The following is a 17,805-nucleotide window of genomic DNA, read 5'->3' on the forward strand; positions in this document are numbered from 1 at the left end:
AGACGGACTCAGAATCAGGCGTGTGTGCCGCCGTCGACACGGATCTCCGTGCCCGTGATGAAGGCACCATCGTCGGATGCCAACATCGCGATAACTCCCGCAACACTTTCCGGCCCGGCCATGGGGGCACCACCGGACTCCAGATCAGTGCTCAGAATCGGTGACAACTTGCCGAAGAGCGACCAGTCGGTGTCTTCCGGCAAGTACGACGCCGTAGTGTCGGTGATCCCGCTCTTCACACTGCCCGGAGCCACCGCGACGGCACGCAGACCCTGCTTGCCGTATTCGAGAGCCAGTGCGTGAGTGAAGGACTGGATTCCTCCCTTACTTGCGGCGTACGCGGCCATGTACGGGTGCGCGAAGGCCGCGGAGGTGGAACTGAAATTCACCACGACTGCGTTGGCGGTGGCGAGGAGAGCCGGCAGTGCCTGGCGGGTGACGAGGAAAGTGCCCGTCAAATTCACGGAGAGCACCTGATTCCACAGGTCCAGCGAGGTCTCGTGGGTGTGCCCACCACGCAGTATCCCGGCGGCGTTGACCAGTACGTCCAATCCCCCGAGAGTCGAAATCGCCTGACCCACAACCTTGATGACGGAACTCTCGTCACCGATATCGACGACGACGGTGTCGAGGCGATCCTCCGTCGAAGCATGTTCTGCCGATCTCCGGGTGTTCGCCAAACCCTGCTCGGAGATGTCGGCAGCGACCACGCGGCCACCTTCGGCGAGCAACCGCAGCGCGGTGGCCTGCCCGATTCCAGATCCTGCGCCGGTGACGAGAATACGACGACCTTCGAAACGATTCATTGCTGTGTACCTTTCACGAAAACGAGTTGGCTGGCATTCCAGGCTCGGTGGCGCCGACACTCACAACTCACCCGCGAGAAACTTCAGGTACGGGAAATGCGCAGCACTGCAACAGGTGTGGCACTGCGAAATCTCGGCGAGGCAATGCTCGCCGAAGTGGCGAATGTCAGACGGATCCGGCCGGTGCGGCCAAGGCTCTTTCGATCCAGACAAGACCGGACGGGCGGCGGTCGATCGCCTTACGCCCACGTCGGAAAGTCGCTACGCCGAATCGGGCCGTGCGCAGTGCACGGCCGGAAGCGAGAGAACAGCGGCGTATGGACATCACAGGCACGGTAGCAGCGCCGGCACCACTCGCTCAACCGCGTCGTTTCGAGACCCGAATCATTCAGGTAATCAGATGTCACTTCTGGACAACTCGCTCGACTTAGGCAGCACTAACCTGGCGGCATCCCGAAAACCCGATCCAGGAGCACAGTCGATGACACATGCAGACGCCTCGCGCACAACAACTCCCCCGACGACCGTCCTAAGGACCGCTGACCACAATCGCGGACTCAACGACGTTCTCGCGATCGTCGAAGCGATGGAGCGACCGAGCGATCACCTGCTGCGGATCACGGCTCGTTTGACGGAGTCGACCGACGATCCGACCTGGTCACGCCCGAATGTGACCGTACGCATGAATCTCGGGCCGGCCTTCGACGACGCTTCGCGCGTGTACACGGTGCGTTCCTACGATTCAGCGAGCGGATCGATCGTCGTCGATGTGGTCCTGCACGGACAGACCAGTCCGATGATGAGGTGGGCAGCAACGTTGGCCGTCGGTGACACCTTCGGCCTCACCGGTCCGCGGCCACACTTCTTGATCCCTGATGTTCCTGGTCGACGTATCGCACTTTTTCTGGACGGCACCGCAATACCCGCATTGCACTCGATCATCGAGCAGTTACCTACCGACGTCGTCGGAATCGGCTGGGTCACAACAGATGACGAGGTCGTCTTCGCCGAACTGCCCGCCCTCCCCGGCCTGGAGCTTCACCGCGTGAGCGCAGATCCGGCCGAGCCCGACGGCCCACTGGCGGTAGGAGCACGCGAGCTCGCCAATCCCGCGAGCTACGTCGTGTGGGGCGCCGGTGAACGCAACGAGATGCGCGCAATCCGGAAGCACTTTCGATCGACCGTCGGACTCGACAAAAACGACGTCGCGATATTCGGATATTGGAAGGAGGGCGTCAGCAACACCGAAATCGACCTCCGTCGACGCGAGAACTACGAGCGCATCCTCGCCGACGGCGGAACCCTCACCGACATCGACGACCTGGCCATCGAGATCTGATTGCCTCACACCAGCCGACCTGACCGGCGGTGCACTGCGGTGATAAGTTCCTCTGTGCCAGCGGACCTCCACACAGGGGGTCAGGGAATCCGGTGTGAATCCGGAACTGACGCGCAGCGGTGAGGGTGACCGCCCGGGCTTACGCCACTGGATGAGAATCTGGGAAGGCGCTCGGGTGGGGCGATCTCGAGTCCGAATACCGGCTGGCAGCAGGGGTCAACAGGCGCCTGTTCACACGGTAACGGGCTCCGCGAACGAGCCCCTGCGAGAACGAGATTCCATGCGTCTGTCCAGACTTCGCCTACCCGCCGCCGCCGTCGCTGCCCTGTTGAGCGCGTCGTTGGTTGCCTGCTCCTCCGACGACAGTGCTGCCCGACAATCCAACTCTTCCGAACAATCGCGCGTGACAGTCCAGAACTGTGGCCGAGACGTCACGGTGGAGCGACCGATCGAACGGGCAATCGCGGTAAATCAACCTGCAGCAGAGATGCTGTTCGCACTGGGAGTGCAGGACCGGATGGCCGGGTACGCCATGAGCGATGACGATGTCCTCCCAGAACTGCGCGAGGCGCGTGGTCAGGTCCAGGCGTTCGACACCGAGTTCCCGTCATTCGAAAGTGTCCTCGAACGCGAACCGGACATGGTCTACACGACGTTCAACTACACGTTCACCTCGGAGGGCATCGCCGACCGGATCAAGTTCACCGACCTCGGTGTCGCGACATATCAGTCACCCAGCGAGTGCACCGGTCAGGATGCCGAGCAGAGCAAGGCCCTCACGCTCGACGACTTGTACGACGAAATCGACGACGTGGCAACACTGTTCGATGTCAAGGACAAAGGTGTCGACCTCACCGAGAATTTGAAGGATCGCGCGGCCACCGCCACGGCGGCACTGGGAGCTGAGAACGTGACGCTGGCGTGGTGGTACGCAGCCACGAAGACTCCGTACTTCGCCGGGTGCTGCGGTGCACCGGGAATCATGACCGACGCGGTGGGTGCGAAGAACGCCTTCGACGACAACAAGCAGTACTGGCCCGAAATCGGTTGGGAGAGTGTCCTCGATCGAGACCCGACCGTGCTGGTGCTCGCAGATCTCGACCGCGGTGGAGACGGCGACAGTGCCGCAGACAAGATCGCGTTCCTCGAATCGGACCCGGTCGCCAGCAAGCTCACCGCAGTGAAGAACAAGCGTTACATCATCCTCGAAGGAACGACGATGGATCCCTCGATCCGCAATGTCGGTGGCATCGAACAGCTCTCCGACGGGCTGCGCCAGTTGGGTGTGGTCTAGATGTCCGCGGAGATCTGTGAACTGGTGCGTCGGTGGGACGACCAGCAGGCGGCATACATCGCCGACCGTGAGAAGCGCTTCGACGTGATTCTCGACGTCCTCGAATTGCAGCACGCGCACGCCCCGTTCACGGTTGTCGACCTGGCCTGCGGGCCGGGTTCACTGAGCGCCCGGATTCTCGAAAAGTTCGAGCATGCGAGCGTTGTGGGGATCGATTACGACCCGATGCTGCTGGAGCTCGCCCGCCAGTCGTCGACGCGTTTCGGTGACCGACTGCAGCTGATCGACGCAGACCTGGCGGGAGCCGATTGGCCGAATTCGGTGGCTGCGCCGGTTCAGGCGATAGTGTCGACAACCGCGCTGCACTGGTTGCAACCGCAGAAGCTCGTCGAGGTGTATCGGCAGTGCCGCGAACTGCTGAGCCCTGCCGGCGTTCTGCTCAATGGTGATCACTTTCGCTTCGACGGCCGATCCCCCGTCATAAGCCGATGGGCGAACGCTCACGACGAGCAGACGCAACGCTCCGCCTTTGCTGCGGGCGCTCCCGAGTGGGACAGCTGGTGGGACGAGCTGCGGGCCACTCACGGCATCGGGGCACTGACCGACGAGCGTGAGCGTAGATTCGCCGGACGTGACGCCACCGCGCCCACAGCCGTCGACTTCCAGTTGGCGGCGCTCGCGCAAGCAGGTTTTCGGGAGTCGGGGACGGTCTGGCAACTGTTCGACGACTACGTGGTCTACGGCGTGAGATGACGACAAGAGTTCGGCTGCGTGACAACCCGACGACCGTCACCCTGCTGTGGATGATCGGTGTTGTCACGCTGGCCGGATCGGCTGCCGTGGCAATCACGTTGGGGCCGGCCGGTCTGTCGGTCGGTGAGGTGGCTTCGATCGTCGTCGGCCATCTCGGCGGTACCGCGGCGGACGTCACCCCTATCCGTGACGGCATCGTCTGGGACCTCCGTCTGCCGCGTACCCTGCTCGCCGCGCTCTGCGGTGCCGGTCTCGGGTTGTGCGGTGCGATCATGCAGTCGCTGCTTCGCAATCCGCTGGCCGATCCGTTTGTCCTCGGTATCTCGTCCGGCGCCTCGACCGGTGCCGTACTGATCGTGATCCTCGGAGTCGGGTCGGGAGTGATCGGCTTGTCGAGCGGCGCCTTCATCGGCGCGGTGATCTCCTTCGCCCTTGTGTTGCTGCTCGCCCATGCGGCCGGCGGCACGCCGGATCGGGTGATCCTGGCCGGTGTCGCCGCGACCCAACTGTTCTCCGCGCTCACCTCGTTCATCGTCATCACCTCGGCCGATCCCGAGCAGACCCGCGGCGTGATGTTCTGGCTCCTGGGCTCACTCGGCGGCGCCGACTGGCTCGACGTCGCACTCTGCGCTGCGGTGGTCGCAGTCGGCCTCGTGGTCTGTCTGACTCACTCCCGCGCACTCGACGCCTTTGCCTTCGGCGAGGACGCGGCGTCGTCGCTGGGGGTGAACGTGTGGCGGGTGCGTGTGACCCTGTTGTTGGCAACAGCCTTGATGACCGCAGTGATCGTGAGCGTCGCAGGCGCCATCGGCTTCGTGGGCCTGGTCCTCCCGCACGCGGCGCGGGCTCTCGTCGGTTCGAACCACCGCCGACTCCTGCCCGCGTCCGCACTGATCGGCTCCATCTTCCTTGTCTGGGTCGACGCTGTGGCACGCACAGCCATTGCGCCGCAGGAACTCCCGGCCGGTGTGGTGACCGCGCTGGTCGGTGTGCCTGCGTTTGCCGTCATCCTCTGGAGACGGAAGGCCAGGCCATGACACTCGAAGCTACCGGCGTCAGTTGGCGGGTCGGCGGGGCGCTCATAGTCGACGACCTCGACGTCTCGCCTACAACCGGAAGTACGGTGGGGCTTCTCGGCCCCAACGGTTCGGGGAAATCGACGCTGCTGAAACTGCTTGCCGGGCACAATCGTCCGACATCCGGTGTCGTGACCCTGGACCGAACCCCGTTGTCCGACTGGAAACGCCGCGACATCGCGCGTCGGATCGCGACCGTTGATCAGCACAGCAACACCGAGATCGATCTGACGGTCGCGGAGGTAGTCGAACTCGGACGCACACCTCACCGCGGACTGTGGGGTGGGCAGTCGGATTCCGATCGCGACGCCGTTCGGGCAGCGATCGAACACACCGACCTCGCCGGCATGCTGGACCGGTCGTGGCACACCCTGTCCGGCGGGGAGCGCCAACGCGTCCAGATCGCGCGCGCCCTCGCTCAGGAACCTCACGAGTTGCTACTCGACGAGCCGACCAATCACCTGGACATCAACCATCAACTCGAATTGCTCGCGCTCGTGCGACGCCTCCCCACCACCACGATCATGGCATTGCACGATCTGAATCTGGCCGCCATGTTCTGCGATTCGATAGTGATGCTGAACCGGGGATCCATCGTTGCCCACGGAAGCCCGACCGAGGTCCTCACCGCTGACCTGATAGCCGAGGTCTACCAGGTCGACGCCGAGGTTCGCCTGGACGGTCCCGGCGGAGTACCTACCGTGCGATACCTTCCGCCTTGCCACATGTAACCGTTCCGAGTGCCAATATGGATACGTGACCCTCGATGATGTCGCCAACGAACTGTACGGGCTCGACCCCGGCGAGTTCGTCGAGGCGCGTACACATCATGTGAAGGCCGCCCGGGAGGACAACGACCGCACATTGGCCGCGGAAATCGGCAAACTTCGGAAGCCGACCACCGTGGGGTGGTTGGTCAATCTCATCTCGCGCGATGCACCAGAGGATCTGGATGCACTTCTCGCGCTTGGCGAATCGCTACGCGACGCTCAACGCCATCTCTCGGGCCCGGACTTGCGACGGCTGACGACACAGAGGCAGCAGGTGGTGCGGAGTCTCGCCCACAAATCCGGTGAGATCGCGGCTTCACGGGGAAAAAGCGTCGGCGAGGATGCTTTACGTGATGTCGCGCAGACCCTCAATGCCGCTCTGGCCGATGAGGAGACTGCCGCGCAGGTTCGACTCGGACGGGTCGTGACCGCGGCGAGTTACAGCGGTTTCGGACCCGCCGGGCTCGCCGTGGTGAATGAGAAATCACCGCAGCACGCCGCGATTGAAGAGCCGACGACTCCGAAGTCGAAAACTCCGGAACCGAAGGCCGAACAAGCCAGAGCAAAAGCAGAATTGAAGGAAGCCACGGCGCAGGCCGACGAGATCCGCCGCCGGGTGAAGTCCGAGACCGCCGAACTCCAGGAAGCCAGAACGACGCTCTCCGACGTCGAACGGCGCGTTGAAGAACTGCGCACCGAACTCGAGCACGCTGAGCAGCAACGGCAGTTCGCACGGAACGCCGAGAAGACCAGTGACGCTGCGGTTCGAGAATCCGAGAAGGAACTCCGTGTTGCTGAGCGTCGCGTCGACAAAGCAGAACAAAACCTCGCCGCAATCAATTCGTAGACATCCTGTTCATTAATCGATAGTCTGCCAATTATCGATCAGGTTGATCATCCTGGGATCCAGCAGTTACGAACAATGCCGTGCCGATGAGGGTTTGGCGTTATCGGCTACTGCCTCGACAGTCTTCGGAGTGTGAACATGGACAGCGACAACACGTCGGAATGGAGTTTCTTACACGGCAAGCGCGTTCTCGACCTCTCTCGCCTTCTGCCCGGCCCGTTTGCGACGACGCTGCTCGCAGATCTGGGCGCCGACGTGGTCAAGGTCGAGAACCCGAAGCGACCTGATCCCACGCGGGCAGCTGGTGAACGGATGGCTTCGTTGAACAGGAACAAGCGATCGATCGCGCTCGATCTCCGTCTCGAATCCGATCGCGAGACGTTCCTTCGACTAGTCGAGACTGCAGATGCAGTGGTCGAGGGGTTCCGGCCACAGGTACTGGCAGGCATGGGACTCGGCTACGACGTACTTCGAAAAGCCAACCCACGCATCGTATTATGTTCGATCACCGGTTACGGGCAGTCCGGACCCTATGCCGACAAGCCGGGGCACGAATTGAACTTCCTCGGCCTTTCCGGCTTTTTCGCAGTTCCCGGGTGCACCGACGGAGTCGTCACCCGCCCTGGTATCCGGGCCGGTGATCTGGTGGGTTCGATGTACGCAGCACTGTCCATCTCGGTTGCTCTCGCCAGCGTGGACAAGCACGGACGCGGACAACACATAGACATTTCCCTCGCCGAGGCTGCAACCGCCTGGTGCGCGCCTTTCGCGCTCATGATCCGCGATATCGAGAACCCTACCGATTCACCGACCGTCCAGGGAGACAACGACATTTTCGAGACGTCCGACAGTTGCTTGCTTTCACTTGCCACTTTCGAAGACAAGTTCTGGATCGAGTTCCGAACAGCATTCAGCGCTGAGTTTCCGGCACTGAACACACTGCGCTACGACGATCGATGGACCCGAACACAGCACAAGGCAGAGTTGCGGGAACTCCTGGTCACCACCTTCGGTACGCACACATACGGGTGGTGGGAAAAATCGTTGACTGCGATCAATGCCCCGTGGGCGCCGGTGTTCACCGACGCCGGACAACTGATGAGCGATCCCCATGTCGTCGCTCGAAACCTGTTCAGCGAGGTCGCGACCGAAAACGGAGAAAGCTGGCCCCAGATGAGATTCCCGGCGCAATTCAGCTTGGGACTGAACAGTTTTCGACTTCCGACTCCGTACGTGGGCGAGCACACCGAGTCGGTTCTCGACGAAGCCGCCGCGGCAACGGCGAGACGTGACAGCGGCTATTCGGATTTCAATTCGCCGTCGAAACCCGAAGACCAGTAACGTCCCCGCAACGAAAGTTCGAGCAGCATCTCGGTGACTTCTTCCGGCGTCAGCGGTGGCGGGTCGGACTCGAGCCACCACTGCATGACCGCGATCTGTTCACCCACCCATGCCCGCGAGAGTACTTCGATGTCGATTCGCGGAGTAACCCCGAGCGCTTCTGCCCGTGCGGAAAATATCCGCACAGCGGCGACGCTGCGGTCTTCGACGAACTTTCGCAGCGCCTTGCCATCCCCCTCACCACGCAGGATCACACGGTAGACGTCACGTTCCTCAGCGGCATGCCTGAACATCTCGAGCACAGGCTTGCCGGTGAATCCGATCGAAGAGGCGGGAATGAGTGGACCGAGCCGCTCTTGCAGGTCATCGGCCAGATCGGACACGACTTGACCGAGCAAATCGTCTTTGTCGGTGTAGTGACTGTAGAACGTCGCCCGACCCAAATCTGCACGGTCCGTGATGTCTTCGACGGTGATCCCGGCATATCCCCGTTCCAGAACGAGCGAGACCAAGGCATCCCGCAGCAATCGTCGGGTACGCCGGACACGTCTGTCTTCTGGAGGCATTGGGTTCCCTTCCTTCGCACTGTTGTACGAAGCATAGTTCAACATTGACAGGACGATCGAATATAGACAGACTGTCCATTAACATTCGTGATGTCGATTTTCTCTGGAGATGTCCATGAACCTCGGTACTTATCTCGCCCGAAGCGCCAGCTACTACCCCGATCTCGAAGCCCTTGTCTGCGGCGAAGGCCGGTGGACCTACAGCGAGCTCGATACGGCCGCAAACCGTCTCGCGTCCGCTCTCGCAGTGACCGGGACACGGCCCGGACACATGATCGGAACCTTTGCCGGAAACTGCGGGGAACTCGTAGTGACCGAAATGGCCTTGTACAAGGGAGGATTCGTCAGGGTGCCGATCAACGCACGACTGGGCGCCGACGAACTCGGGCATATCCTCGCCGACGCCGATGTGCGTGTCCTCTTCGTCGACCCCGCCCATGCCGAGATGGCGCTGAAGGTCGTCGCCGACGCAGGGCTGAACTGCAGGGTGATCGACTACAGCACTTCGACTCCCGGCGCGGACAGTTATCACGAACTGACGACAAGGGGCAGCGAAGACAACGTCGAGGTGGACGTCGACATTGACGCCCCGGCTGTCCTCAACTACACATCCGGGTCCACCGGCAAGCTCAAGGCTGCGGTCCAGAGTCACGGCAACCGCTTGGCGAACATGCGCAAGCGACTGATGAGCCCCGAAGGCGCGCCGACTGTTGGTGATCGCTACCTCGCCCCCGGCCCGATCACACACGCTTCCGGCATGGTGATGCTCGGAATGTTCGCCAGGGGCGCCGCAGTGGTGATCCTGCCGGCATGGGACACGAGGACGTTCCTGCAGACCATCGAACGTGAGCGGATCACCACCACCATGGTGGTCCCGACGATGCTCAACTTGCTGATGGACCATCCGTCGGTTACCGAAGTCGACCTGAGCTCTCTGCGCTGCATCGGCGTAGGCGCAGCGCCGGTTTCTCCACAACGGTTGCGCGACGCGGTAAAGGTGTTCGGTCCCATCGTCATTCAGGGATACGGGCTCGGCGAAACGACCAGCGTCGTCACTGTCTTGACCGCTGAAGACGTGGTGCGCGGTATCGAATCCGACCCTGAGCTTCTTCTCTCGTGCGGCCGGCCGGCATACGACACCGATGTTCGCGTGGTCGACGACAACGGCGTACAGGTCCCGGCCGGCACGATCGGCGAGATCGTAGCCAGTGGTCCGGACTGTGTCCGCGAATACTTCCACGAACCCGAGCTGTCGGCTGAGACGTTCAGGAACGGCTGGGTCCACACGGGCGATGTCGGCTATTTCCGCGAAGACGGCTACCTGTTCATCGTCGACCGCAAGAAGGACATGATCATCTCGGGCGGATTCAACATCTACTGCAGCGAGGTGGAGGCCGCTTTGTACGAACATCCCGCCGTTTCCGAAGTCTGCGTAGTGGGAGTTCCCGATCCGAAGTGGGGCGAAGCAGTCAAGGCTGTTGTCGTGACCAGAGATGGAACTGACACCACCGCAATGGAATTGATCGCGCACTGCTCGACGCGTCTGGCAAGCATGAAGAAGCCACGTTCGGTCGACTTCGCAGATTCGTTGCCTGTCAACCGAAACGGCAAGATCGATCGCCGCGCGATTCGCGCGACCTACTGGACCACCGCTGACCGTCACGTCAACTGACAGGAAATAGACATGTCATTCGCTCTCACCCCTACCTACGAAGACAATCCAAGACTTCAATCGCTCGTCGAGCGTCTACGCGACTATCTCGACGGCGAACTAGCCGAGTACGAAGCCGAATTGGGTCTCACTCAAGAATCCCACTACATCCGTGAGACACTCGAGCCAGTGTGGAGACGCAGCCGCGAACTCGGCTTCTACGGAATACACCTCCCCACTGAACTCGGCGGCCAGAACCTCACCTATACCGAACTCGCCGCACTCAAAGAAGAGGTCGGTGCATCGCCGCGGGTCCTCGCGACGTCCGTGCTCGGAGACATGGGTGGCCCACTCCGCGCGGGATCGATCTTTCAATACGCCACCGAGCACCAGTTGGAAAAGTACTTGATTCCGGTGCTGCGAGGAGAGAAGGCGTGCTGCTTTTCTCTCACCGAGAACGACGCAGGTTCCGATGTTCGCGGCATGCTCACCACAGCTACCCCGGACGGTGCCGGATGGCGCCTGAACGGCCACAAGGTGTTCTCGTCCGCGGGCCCCTTCGCCGACTTTTCGGTCCTGATCGCAAAGATGGCATCCGACGGCGACGGACCGGATTCGTACTCGGCCTTCCTGGTCGACTTGGATTCTCCTGGCTGCACAGTGGCGGACGGTGACGTCCCGATGTCCGGTCAGCACATCGAAGCGGACATCATCCTCGACGGCTGCTACGTGGGGCCGGAACAGCTTCTCGGAAATGTGGGCGAAGGCTTGAGAATCGGACTCGGTCGAGTCACAGTCAACCGGTTGTTGCACTGCCCCACCGTCCTCGGCGGAGCCCGCCGAGCACTGGAATTGTCGTTGGAGTACAGCAAGACTCGCCAGGTGCAGGGCGCTCCTCTTGCGATGTTGCAGTCCATCCAACACAAACTCGCCGACATGGCGACCGACTACTACGCTGCGCGCTCGATGACCTACGACGCACTCGCCACACTCGATGCCGGTGGGAGTCCGCGTACCGAAGCATTCATGTGCAAGCTGTTCGTTGCCGAGAAGGCCTTCACCATCGCCGACCACGCAGTTCAGATTCACGGAAAAGCCGGGGTCATCCGTGGTTCGGAGGTCGAATCACTGTTCCAGCGGTTGAGGATGTTCCGAATCCTGACCGGCTCCTCCGAGATTCAGAAGAACGGAATCGCGCGTCAATTACTCACCACCTGAAGATCATTCAAGGACAGTCGTATCCAATTTCGCGCCCGCCAGGTCGTCATACGCTCGACGTGACGGCCTGGCGGGCACTCGACATTTCGGAGGCAATCACCGTGATCGATCACGAACCGGACTACAGATTCAGTCTTGCGAACGAACGAACATTTCTGGCTTGGATACGAACTGCGTTGGGGTTGTTGGCAGGCGGCGTCGCAGTCGGTCAGTTCTACGTATCCGAAAACGACAACAATATGTACAAAATGCTCGGAGTCGTGTGCACCGTCGTGGCGTCGGCTGTAGCGCTCGGCGCGCTCAGACACTGGAAGGCCGTCCAAACCGCGATGAGGCGTGATCTTCCCTTACCCACGTCACCGATGATCGCGCTTCTCGTCGGTGGGGTGTGTGTCGTTGCGGGTCTCGGCGTAGGGATGACCGTGTTGTGACGAAAAACGAGCCGCCCGGACTGCAACCCGAGCGAACCGTGCTCGCCTGGCGACGAACTGCCCTCTCCTCTGTGACTGTGTCAGTGATCACCGGTCGCGAAATCGCTTTGCATCCGTCCGTTCTACGAATCGCAGTGTTCGCCACGCTCATCATTACGACTGCCGGAGTCATCGTGGGCACGACAATCCGTCATCGTCGACTCAGTCTGGACGACAAGGATTCTCGAGAAATACCGTTCATTGTCATGGCGACTTTGGCCGTAGGCGTCACGGTTGCGGGACTCGGCACCTGCACTGTCATCCAACTTTGAACAAAGAGATAGACAGTATGTCTATTTATGTATATTGTCTCCATTAATGCTCACTGTGACTCAGTGCACAGTCGACCGCCGAGCGCTGCCCACCGCGCCCAAGCAATCATCGGCATTTTTCGAGAGGGAACAATGACCACAGAACTTGCGGCACCTACTCAGTTTCCACGCAGTCGGCGAGGTAAGAACCTCGCACTCCTGACCGGCTCCACGGCAATGGACAACGCCGAAAGCAGCGTGACGTCCGTGCTCTTCCCGCTCATGCGCGAGGCCATGGGATTGTCATCGGCGGCGCTCGGCACGATCGTTGCAGTGGCCAAGGCCGTCGGGGTCTTCACGGCAATCCCCTGGGCGTTCCTTGCCCGACGATATTCTCGTAAGTCGGTACTTGCCATCTGTTCAGGGTTCTGGGGTGTCTGGGTAATCCTGGCCGGATTGTCCGGCAGTTTCACTCAGTTTCTCGTCCTCTATGCGATCGGCGCCGCAGGTTTCGCCGGCGCCGGCTCGATTGCATTGTCCATCCTCGGAGATCTGTACGAGGACGCCCGGAGGGGCCGCGCAACGGGATTGGTATACGGCGGCGTCGCCGTCATCACCGGCGCGACCGCCCCGATATTCGGGCTTTTGTCTCGCTTCGAAGATGGATGGCGCTACGGATACATCATCACCGGTGCAATCTGCATCGCCATCGGTGTGCTTATCGTGCTTTTCCTCGACGATCCTGAATCCGCCGATGCGCCCGCACAGACGACCACCGACGATCTCGGCTCCAAAGCAAGATTCTGGCGCGAAGGGATACGAGAGCTACTCGCTATCAAGACATTCCGATACTTACTCGTACAACGCGCATTCTCGGGCCAGAACGTCATCATGAGCTTCAGCATCGTATTTCTCGTCGAGGAGCACGGATTCACGACCGCAACTGCTTCGATCATCGCACCGCCCTTCGCAATCGGGTACCTGCTCGGCACGTTCGTCGGCGGACGAGTCAACGACGCCGTACACGTCAAACGACCCCGAAACGGCCGCATCATCATGCTTCAGGCCAGCCAACTCGGATTCGCGGCCGCAGCACTGATCGCTACGCAGATTTCCTGGAACAGCATCGGCGTCTACGCGGTCTTGTTCGGGATCGTCGGCGTCCTTCAAGGTCAGGTCCCAGTGGTCAATCGGCCGATTATCATGGCCGTAGTTCGTCCGGAACTGCGAGCCCTGGCCTTTGCCGTCTCCGTCTCGACAGTCGAAGCGCTGGCCTACGCCGGATACGCTGTCTTGGTCGGAACCCTCGGCGACAGAATCGGATTGCAAGGCGCGCTCTTCATCGTCACCGTAGTGCTGACCACCGTCAACGGGGTCGCTTCAGGCGCACTGTATCGCCCCTACGCCCGCGACAGTGCGGCCCTACTCTCCGGGCCATCCGCCAACCCCCTACATGAACAGAATGCGCTTCGGCACTAGGCAATTCAGTTCATCAACTACGAACGCGGCAATCAACACTCCAACTCGGCAATCAAGACGGAAGTAGACCTCAGATGGCACGAAACATCGCAACGGATGACATCCCCTGGGCGCGCGGATTCACCGACCCGGCCGACGTGCGCCAACAAGCCACAACCATACGAGAGATGGTTGCGACTCGCCGTGTGTGGCGCGGCGACGGACCCAAATGGACCCTCCCGACCGACTACACGGATCTGTCCGGTGTCACATTGAACCTTCCGGATCAGCCGAAGCAGACGGTGTCCGAGTTCCTCGCGGGTGCGCACAGTGACGGTATCGCAGTGCTACATCGGGGACGCATCGTGTACGAGAGTTACTTGCACGGTTGCGAACCGCACGAACCGCACCTCAATGCATCGATGGCGAAATCCTACGTCGGTTTGATGGCTGCACTGGTCGAAGCACAAGGATTGTTCGACCGCGACGATCGGGCGTCGAAATTCATTCCCGAGTTGGCAGGAACTGCGTTCGGAGACAATCGGATTCAGGACCTTCTTCACATGGGCACTGATGTAACGTACGGCGGTCGGCCGTTCCATCGCACCATCGAAGCCAGCCGTTTCTGGGCCGTAGTCGCCCCGAAGCTGCGCCCCATGAATTACCGCGGCCCGGAGACCATTCTCGAGCACCTCGCCACGGCACGCACTGCGGGCCCGACCGGCGTCGAATTCCGCTACGAGAACGGCAATGTCGAGACTGTCGGAGAAATACTGCGCCGCGTGACCGGAACTTCACTCGCCGAACTACTCAGTGAGCTGGTCTGGTCAAGAATCGGAGCCGAAGAAGATGCGTTCTACATAGTCGACTCCGCTGGAACGGAAATGGCGGCGGGCGGATTCAGTGCGACCCTTCGAGACGTGGCCAGAGTGGGTGAGATGATTCGTTGTGACGGTGCCGTCGAGGATCGTCAGGTGATCCCACCGCACATCGCGCGATCGATGACCGCGGGAGTGCCCGCAGGCTATCCTTCGGAGGTCAGAAGCCCGCGTGCCCCTGTCGATTCCCCCGCGACGATGAGCTACCACGACTACTGGTGGATCCTCAATGATCCGTTCGGATCGTTCATGGCAAGCGGAATCCATGGCCAGAGGCTCTTGATCTCACGCGACCTGGAGTTTGTGGTCGCGCATTTCGGAGCCCACATCCTTTCGCCTGCAATCGACACCCCGAACTTCGTACCCGCGTTCCTTCAGATCGGCACTCACTTGGTATCGAACGCTCGCGGAGCGGTCCCCGTCAGCTGAGGTTTCCTCACGCATTCAACCTGCGGCGGCTTCGAGCTCACTCAAGGATTCCTCGAGATGGCCGAGGAGCCGCTGCAAGTGCGGAACATTGCGGCGGCAGCCGACGAGCCCGAACTGCATGGTGGCCGCGTAGCCGATGACGGTGATGTTCATCGCCTGCCCGTCCAACGGAATCGATGCCGGGTAACAGCTCTCGAGCTTCGCGCCATTCCAATAGCGCGTCGTTGTCGGGCCGGGGACGTTGGAAATCACCAGATTGAAGACTGGACGCCCAGTGATTAGTCGGGATGAACCAGGGATCAGCGGCAGCCCGAGACCCGCGACGTTCAATGCACTGAGCGCCGTGATCTGCAGGGGCGTCAGGCCCGACATCAGAGACTTGGCGCTACTCATCGAGTCGTGAACTCTCTGAAGTCGGGCCGCCGGATCTGCCAATTCGGTTGCCAGATCACACAACACCGCACCTACGGCATTGCCGGAAGCCTCACCCTCTTCACCTTTGCGAAGGGATACCGGCACCATCGCGATCAACGGTTTGTCCGGCAACTCGTCCAGTTCGATCAGGTATCGCCGTAGCGCACCCGCGCACATTGCCAACACCGCATCGTTGAGCGTCACGTCTGCAACGCAGCTGACCTTGCGCAGGCGCTCGATCGGCCACGACTGCGCGGCGACACGCCTCGCTCCGGTGATCGGGACGTTGAAGATAGATTTCGGGGCAGCAAACGGCAACGGTGCGACGTGGTCCTTCACTGCCGAGGCAGCGGCGTTCACTATCGCAGGGCCGACCCCGACCACATCTTGCACAGTCTCGATCACGGAGCCCACCCGCCTCTGCAGGTCCAGCCCGCGACCGGCACGAACCCGCCCCGAAGAAGGTCGCTGCGCCCACGGAGGCATCGATTCTCGATCGAGCGGGTCCGACGAGAGGCTGCGGTACCACGCCTGAACAGCAGACACACCATCCATGAGCGCGTGGTGCGTCTTCATGTACACGGCAACTCGGCCGTCGGCGAGACCTTCGATCACGTACGCCTCCCACAGCGGCCGATGCCGATCGAGCAGCGTGCCGTGGAGCATGGAGGTCAGCTCGAGCAACTCGCGGACTCGCCCCGGCTTGGGCAGCGCGAGCAACCGGACGTGATATTCGAGATCGACGTCCTCGTCCTCCGTCCAACGCACCGGCGCGAAGTTCGACAAGAACTGCACCGGCTTGCGACGGAAGAGGGGCCGAATCGAGTCGACGTCGGTCAGCGAACGGTAGAGCGACCTGGCGAATTCGCCGTCGTCCCCTTCCGGCGGAACGAAAAGCGACAGGCCACCGACGTGCATGGGATGCTCCCGTGACTCCATCAGAAGGAACATCGAGTCGAGCGGCAGCATCAGCGTCATGGCGATCCGTTCTCTCGGGCAGCTGCCCGGAGTACCGATCAGCCGCTGTTCGACAAAGTTACTCGCCCTGACTTCCCTCATTGGCGACTCCGACAAAACATTGCCCCCTCGATTTCGACAGGAGTCCGATATTCCCGTCGACGAACGCCTTTTCGGGGCGAAGCACCTCACAGCGATTCGTGGGTGAATGACGAGACACAGAGCACTGCAACAAATTTCAATCCTCACAGCCACAAGTAGTAGCGGAGGCGATCGCAGTAATACTTTTGTCGGAATTGTTTCAAATTGTCTGTACATCCAAGTCACACGTGACTACCGTCACTCATCATCACAATCCCGACTGGTCGGTTGTACCCAAAGGAGAAATACATGTCCCGACGTTCGACGTCGCGTGGGCTTTTCGGCGCACTCGCCACCGCAACTGTGTTCGCCACCGCCGCTGCGGTGGGAAGCTTGTCAGCAAGCATTGCAGGAGCCGCCCCGGCAGCGGAGATCCCCTTCGGCGGTTGGGATTCATGTCCGATCGACAATCCCGAGACCAGCACCTGTATGGACGTCACGGTCACCGGCGGAAACATGAAGATCGGCAAGCTTTCCGTCAGCATTCCCGCCGGGGCGATGCGCATCGCAGGCGGAGTTGCATACCGGGAGAATCCAGAGGCTGAATTCGGATTCGACCAAGTATTCATCCCGCCGAACGACAACAGTCGGGGGATCTACGCCAAACCCATCGACATCCCCGGGGGCGCACTCGGAATCGACCTGCCATTCAACAATCTCTTCGGACTGAACAAGGCTTCGGCCACCGTAGAGTCGACGTCTGCACTCCCCACCGTGGATGCATTTCAGCTTGGTGTGAAGCTACCCGTCAAATTGAAGATCGCGAACCCTCTCCTCGGCGGCAAATGCTACCTGGGCTCGGACAACAACCCCGTCCAACTCAACTTGGATGTGACCGAATACGGTGTCCTCGAAGAGGTTCCAGGTTTCCCGGATACTGCCGTCGTTCGAAACACCGGGCACACCGGACAGCCCTTCGCGGTCCCGACAGCTTCCGGGTGTGGCCCGTTCGGCGTTCTGAATCCAATCGTCAACTGGCGCGCCGGGCTTCCCTCGTCCACCACGTCCAACTCCCTCGCCACGACGAGTGACGTCTACAACATCGGTGCCGACAGCCTCAGGCCCCAGCCGGCCGGCTCACCCGAACCCGCTGCCGTCGTTGCCGAACGTAGTGCCAACTAGCAATCCAACCCACTGCCACAGAAC

The 17,805-nt window shown here is 61.2% G+C and carries 17 protein-coding genes and 1 riboswitch; of the genes, 14 read left to right on the top strand and 3 right to left on the bottom strand.

All coding sequences use genetic code 11. From position 1 onward, the window contains the following. Positions 1-14: 14 nt before the first annotated feature. Complete coding sequence (locus ACYP01_RS09135; RefSeq protein ID WP_459679536.1) at positions 15-806, bottom strand: SDR family NAD(P)-dependent oxidoreductase; 792 nt, start codon at positions 804-806, stop codon at positions 15-17. A 481-nt stretch (positions 807-1,287) separates the two neighbouring features. Here ACYP01_RS09135 and ACYP01_RS09140 point away from each other — a divergent pair, with 481 nt between their 5' ends. From ACYP01_RS09140 to ACYP01_RS09170, 7 genes are all read left to right on the top strand, one after another. After that, on the top strand, positions 1,288-2,145 hold the full coding sequence (locus ACYP01_RS09140; RefSeq protein ID WP_459679539.1) for a siderophore-interacting protein: 858 nt from the start codon (positions 1,288-1,290) through the stop codon (positions 2,143-2,145). Positions 2,146-2,186: 41 nt separating this feature from the next. Beyond that, positions 2,187-2,367, top strand: a riboswitch (cobalamin riboswitch). Positions 2,368-2,425: 58 nt separating this feature from the next. Continuing rightward, positions 2,426-3,439, top strand: coding sequence for an ABC transporter substrate-binding protein (locus ACYP01_RS09145; RefSeq protein ID WP_054827305.1), 1,014 nt, complete (start codon positions 2,426-2,428; stop codon positions 3,437-3,439). Then, positions 3,440-4,192 (top strand): class I SAM-dependent methyltransferase, encoded by a 753-nt coding sequence (locus ACYP01_RS09150; RefSeq protein WP_459679543.1) that lies wholly within the window; start codon positions 3,440-3,442, stop codon positions 4,190-4,192. Then, entirely contained in the window at positions 4,189-5,229 is a 1,041-nt protein-coding gene (locus tag ACYP01_RS09155) for a FecCD family ABC transporter permease (protein WP_042452436.1), read from the top strand. The genes ACYP01_RS09150 and ACYP01_RS09155 overlap by 4 nt, the downstream gene beginning before the upstream one ends. After that, a complete protein-coding gene (locus ACYP01_RS09160; protein WP_064074086.1) occupies positions 5,226-5,999 on the top strand; it encodes an ABC transporter ATP-binding protein in 774 nt (257 codons plus the stop codon). The genes ACYP01_RS09155 and ACYP01_RS09160 overlap by 4 nt, the downstream gene beginning before the upstream one ends. A 25-nt stretch (positions 6,000-6,024) precedes the next feature. Next, positions 6,025-6,885, top strand: a complete 861-nt coding sequence (locus tag ACYP01_RS09165; RefSeq protein ID WP_063314919.1) for a hypothetical protein — start codon at positions 6,025-6,027, stop codon at positions 6,883-6,885. Positions 6,886-7,023: 138 nt separating this feature from the next. After that, a complete protein-coding gene (locus ACYP01_RS09170; RefSeq protein WP_217018458.1) occupies positions 7,024-8,226 on the top strand; it encodes a CaiB/BaiF CoA transferase family protein in 1,203 nt (400 codons plus the stop codon). Here ACYP01_RS09170 and ACYP01_RS09175 read toward each other — a convergent pair. Continuing rightward, on the bottom strand, positions 8,184-8,792 hold the full coding sequence (locus ACYP01_RS09175) for a TetR/AcrR family transcriptional regulator (protein WP_007734687.1): 609 nt from the start codon (positions 8,790-8,792) through the stop codon (positions 8,184-8,186). The two genes, ACYP01_RS09170 and ACYP01_RS09175, sit on opposite strands and share 43 nt — an antisense overlap. Positions 8,793-8,907: 115 nt before the next feature. Between ACYP01_RS09175 and ACYP01_RS09180 the strand changes: the two genes are divergently transcribed. The 6 genes from ACYP01_RS09180 to ACYP01_RS09205 all read left to right on the top strand — a co-directional run bounded on the left by ACYP01_RS09180 (position 8,908) and on the right by ACYP01_RS09205 (position 15,147). Next, complete coding sequence (locus tag ACYP01_RS09180) at positions 8,908-10,464, top strand: acyl-CoA synthetase (RefSeq protein ID WP_063315142.1); 1,557 nt, start codon at positions 8,908-8,910, stop codon at positions 10,462-10,464. Positions 10,465-10,476: 12 nt separating this feature from the next. Then, positions 10,477-11,661, top strand: a complete 1,185-nt coding sequence (locus ACYP01_RS09185) for an acyl-CoA dehydrogenase family protein (protein ID WP_063314921.1) — start codon at positions 10,477-10,479, stop codon at positions 11,659-11,661. Between the two features lie 59 nt (positions 11,662-11,720). Next, positions 11,721-12,092: a YidH family protein gene (locus tag ACYP01_RS09190; protein ID WP_081557457.1), complete on the top strand. Its 372-nt coding sequence runs from the start codon at positions 11,721-11,723 to the stop codon at positions 12,090-12,092. After that, positions 12,089-12,403 (top strand): DUF202 domain-containing protein, encoded by a 315-nt coding sequence (locus ACYP01_RS09195; protein ID WP_007734680.1) that lies wholly within the window; start codon positions 12,089-12,091, stop codon positions 12,401-12,403. Before ACYP01_RS09190 ends, ACYP01_RS09195 begins: the two co-directional genes overlap by 4 nt. A 132-nt stretch (positions 12,404-12,535) precedes the next feature. Further along, positions 12,536-13,861: an MFS transporter gene (locus ACYP01_RS09200; protein ID WP_459679550.1), complete on the top strand. Its 1,326-nt coding sequence runs from the start codon at positions 12,536-12,538 to the stop codon at positions 13,859-13,861. 74 nt (positions 13,862-13,935) lie between these two features. Then, positions 13,936-15,147 (top strand): serine hydrolase domain-containing protein, encoded by a 1,212-nt coding sequence (locus tag ACYP01_RS09205; RefSeq protein ID WP_081557456.1) that lies wholly within the window; start codon positions 13,936-13,938, stop codon positions 15,145-15,147. Between the two features lie 15 nt (positions 15,148-15,162). On the opposite strand, the gene ACYP01_RS09210 is transcribed toward ACYP01_RS09205, so the two are convergent. Beyond that, entirely contained in the window at positions 15,163-16,539 is a 1,377-nt protein-coding gene (locus ACYP01_RS09210) for a WS/DGAT/MGAT family O-acyltransferase (protein ID WP_404650602.1), read from the bottom strand. Between the two features lie 369 nt (positions 16,540-16,908). Here ACYP01_RS09210 and ACYP01_RS09215 point away from each other — a divergent pair, with 369 nt between their 5' ends. Continuing rightward, entirely contained in the window at positions 16,909-17,781 is an 873-nt protein-coding gene (locus ACYP01_RS09215; RefSeq protein ID WP_007734676.1) for a hypothetical protein, read from the top strand. Positions 17,782-17,805 lie beyond the last annotated feature (24 nt).

Source organism: Rhodococcus sp. no. 34 (assembly GCF_054589475.1).

Coding starts and splice junctions, on each gene's coding strand:
- ACYP01_RS09160 (WP_064074086.1), top strand. CDS start 5,226: ATGACACTCGAAGCTACCGGCGTCAGTTGGCGGGTCGGCGGGGCGCTC.
- ACYP01_RS09200 (WP_459679550.1), top strand. CDS start 12,536: ATGACCACAGAACTTGCGGCACCTACTCAGTTTCCACGCAGTCGGCGA.
- ACYP01_RS09150 (WP_459679543.1), top strand. CDS start 3,440: ATGTCCGCGGAGATCTGTGAACTGGTGCGTCGGTGGGACGACCAGCAG.
- ACYP01_RS09155 (WP_042452436.1), top strand. CDS start 4,189: ATGACGACAAGAGTTCGGCTGCGTGACAACCCGACGACCGTCACCCTG.
- ACYP01_RS09135 (WP_459679536.1), bottom strand. CDS start 806: ATGAATCGTTTCGAAGGTCGTCGTATTCTCGTCACCGGCGCAGGATCT.
- ACYP01_RS09185 (WP_063314921.1), top strand. CDS start 10,477: ATGTCATTCGCTCTCACCCCTACCTACGAAGACAATCCAAGACTTCAA.
- ACYP01_RS09215 (WP_007734676.1), top strand. CDS start 16,909: ATGTCCCGACGTTCGACGTCGCGTGGGCTTTTCGGCGCACTCGCCACC.
- ACYP01_RS09205 (WP_081557456.1), top strand. CDS start 13,936: ATGGCACGAAACATCGCAACGGATGACATCCCCTGGGCGCGCGGATTC.
- ACYP01_RS09210 (WP_404650602.1), bottom strand. CDS start 16,539: ATGACGCTGATGCTGCCGCTCGACTCGATGTTCCTTCTGATGGAGTCA.
- ACYP01_RS09170 (WP_217018458.1), top strand. CDS start 7,024: ATGGACAGCGACAACACGTCGGAATGGAGTTTCTTACACGGCAAGCGC.
- ACYP01_RS09180 (WP_063315142.1), top strand. CDS start 8,908: ATGAACCTCGGTACTTATCTCGCCCGAAGCGCCAGCTACTACCCCGAT.
- ACYP01_RS09145 (WP_054827305.1), top strand. CDS start 2,426: ATGCGTCTGTCCAGACTTCGCCTACCCGCCGCCGCCGTCGCTGCCCTG.
- ACYP01_RS09140 (WP_459679539.1), top strand. CDS start 1,288: ATGACACATGCAGACGCCTCGCGCACAACAACTCCCCCGACGACCGTC.
- ACYP01_RS09175 (WP_007734687.1), bottom strand. CDS start 8,792: ATGCCTCCAGAAGACAGACGTGTCCGGCGTACCCGACGATTGCTGCGG.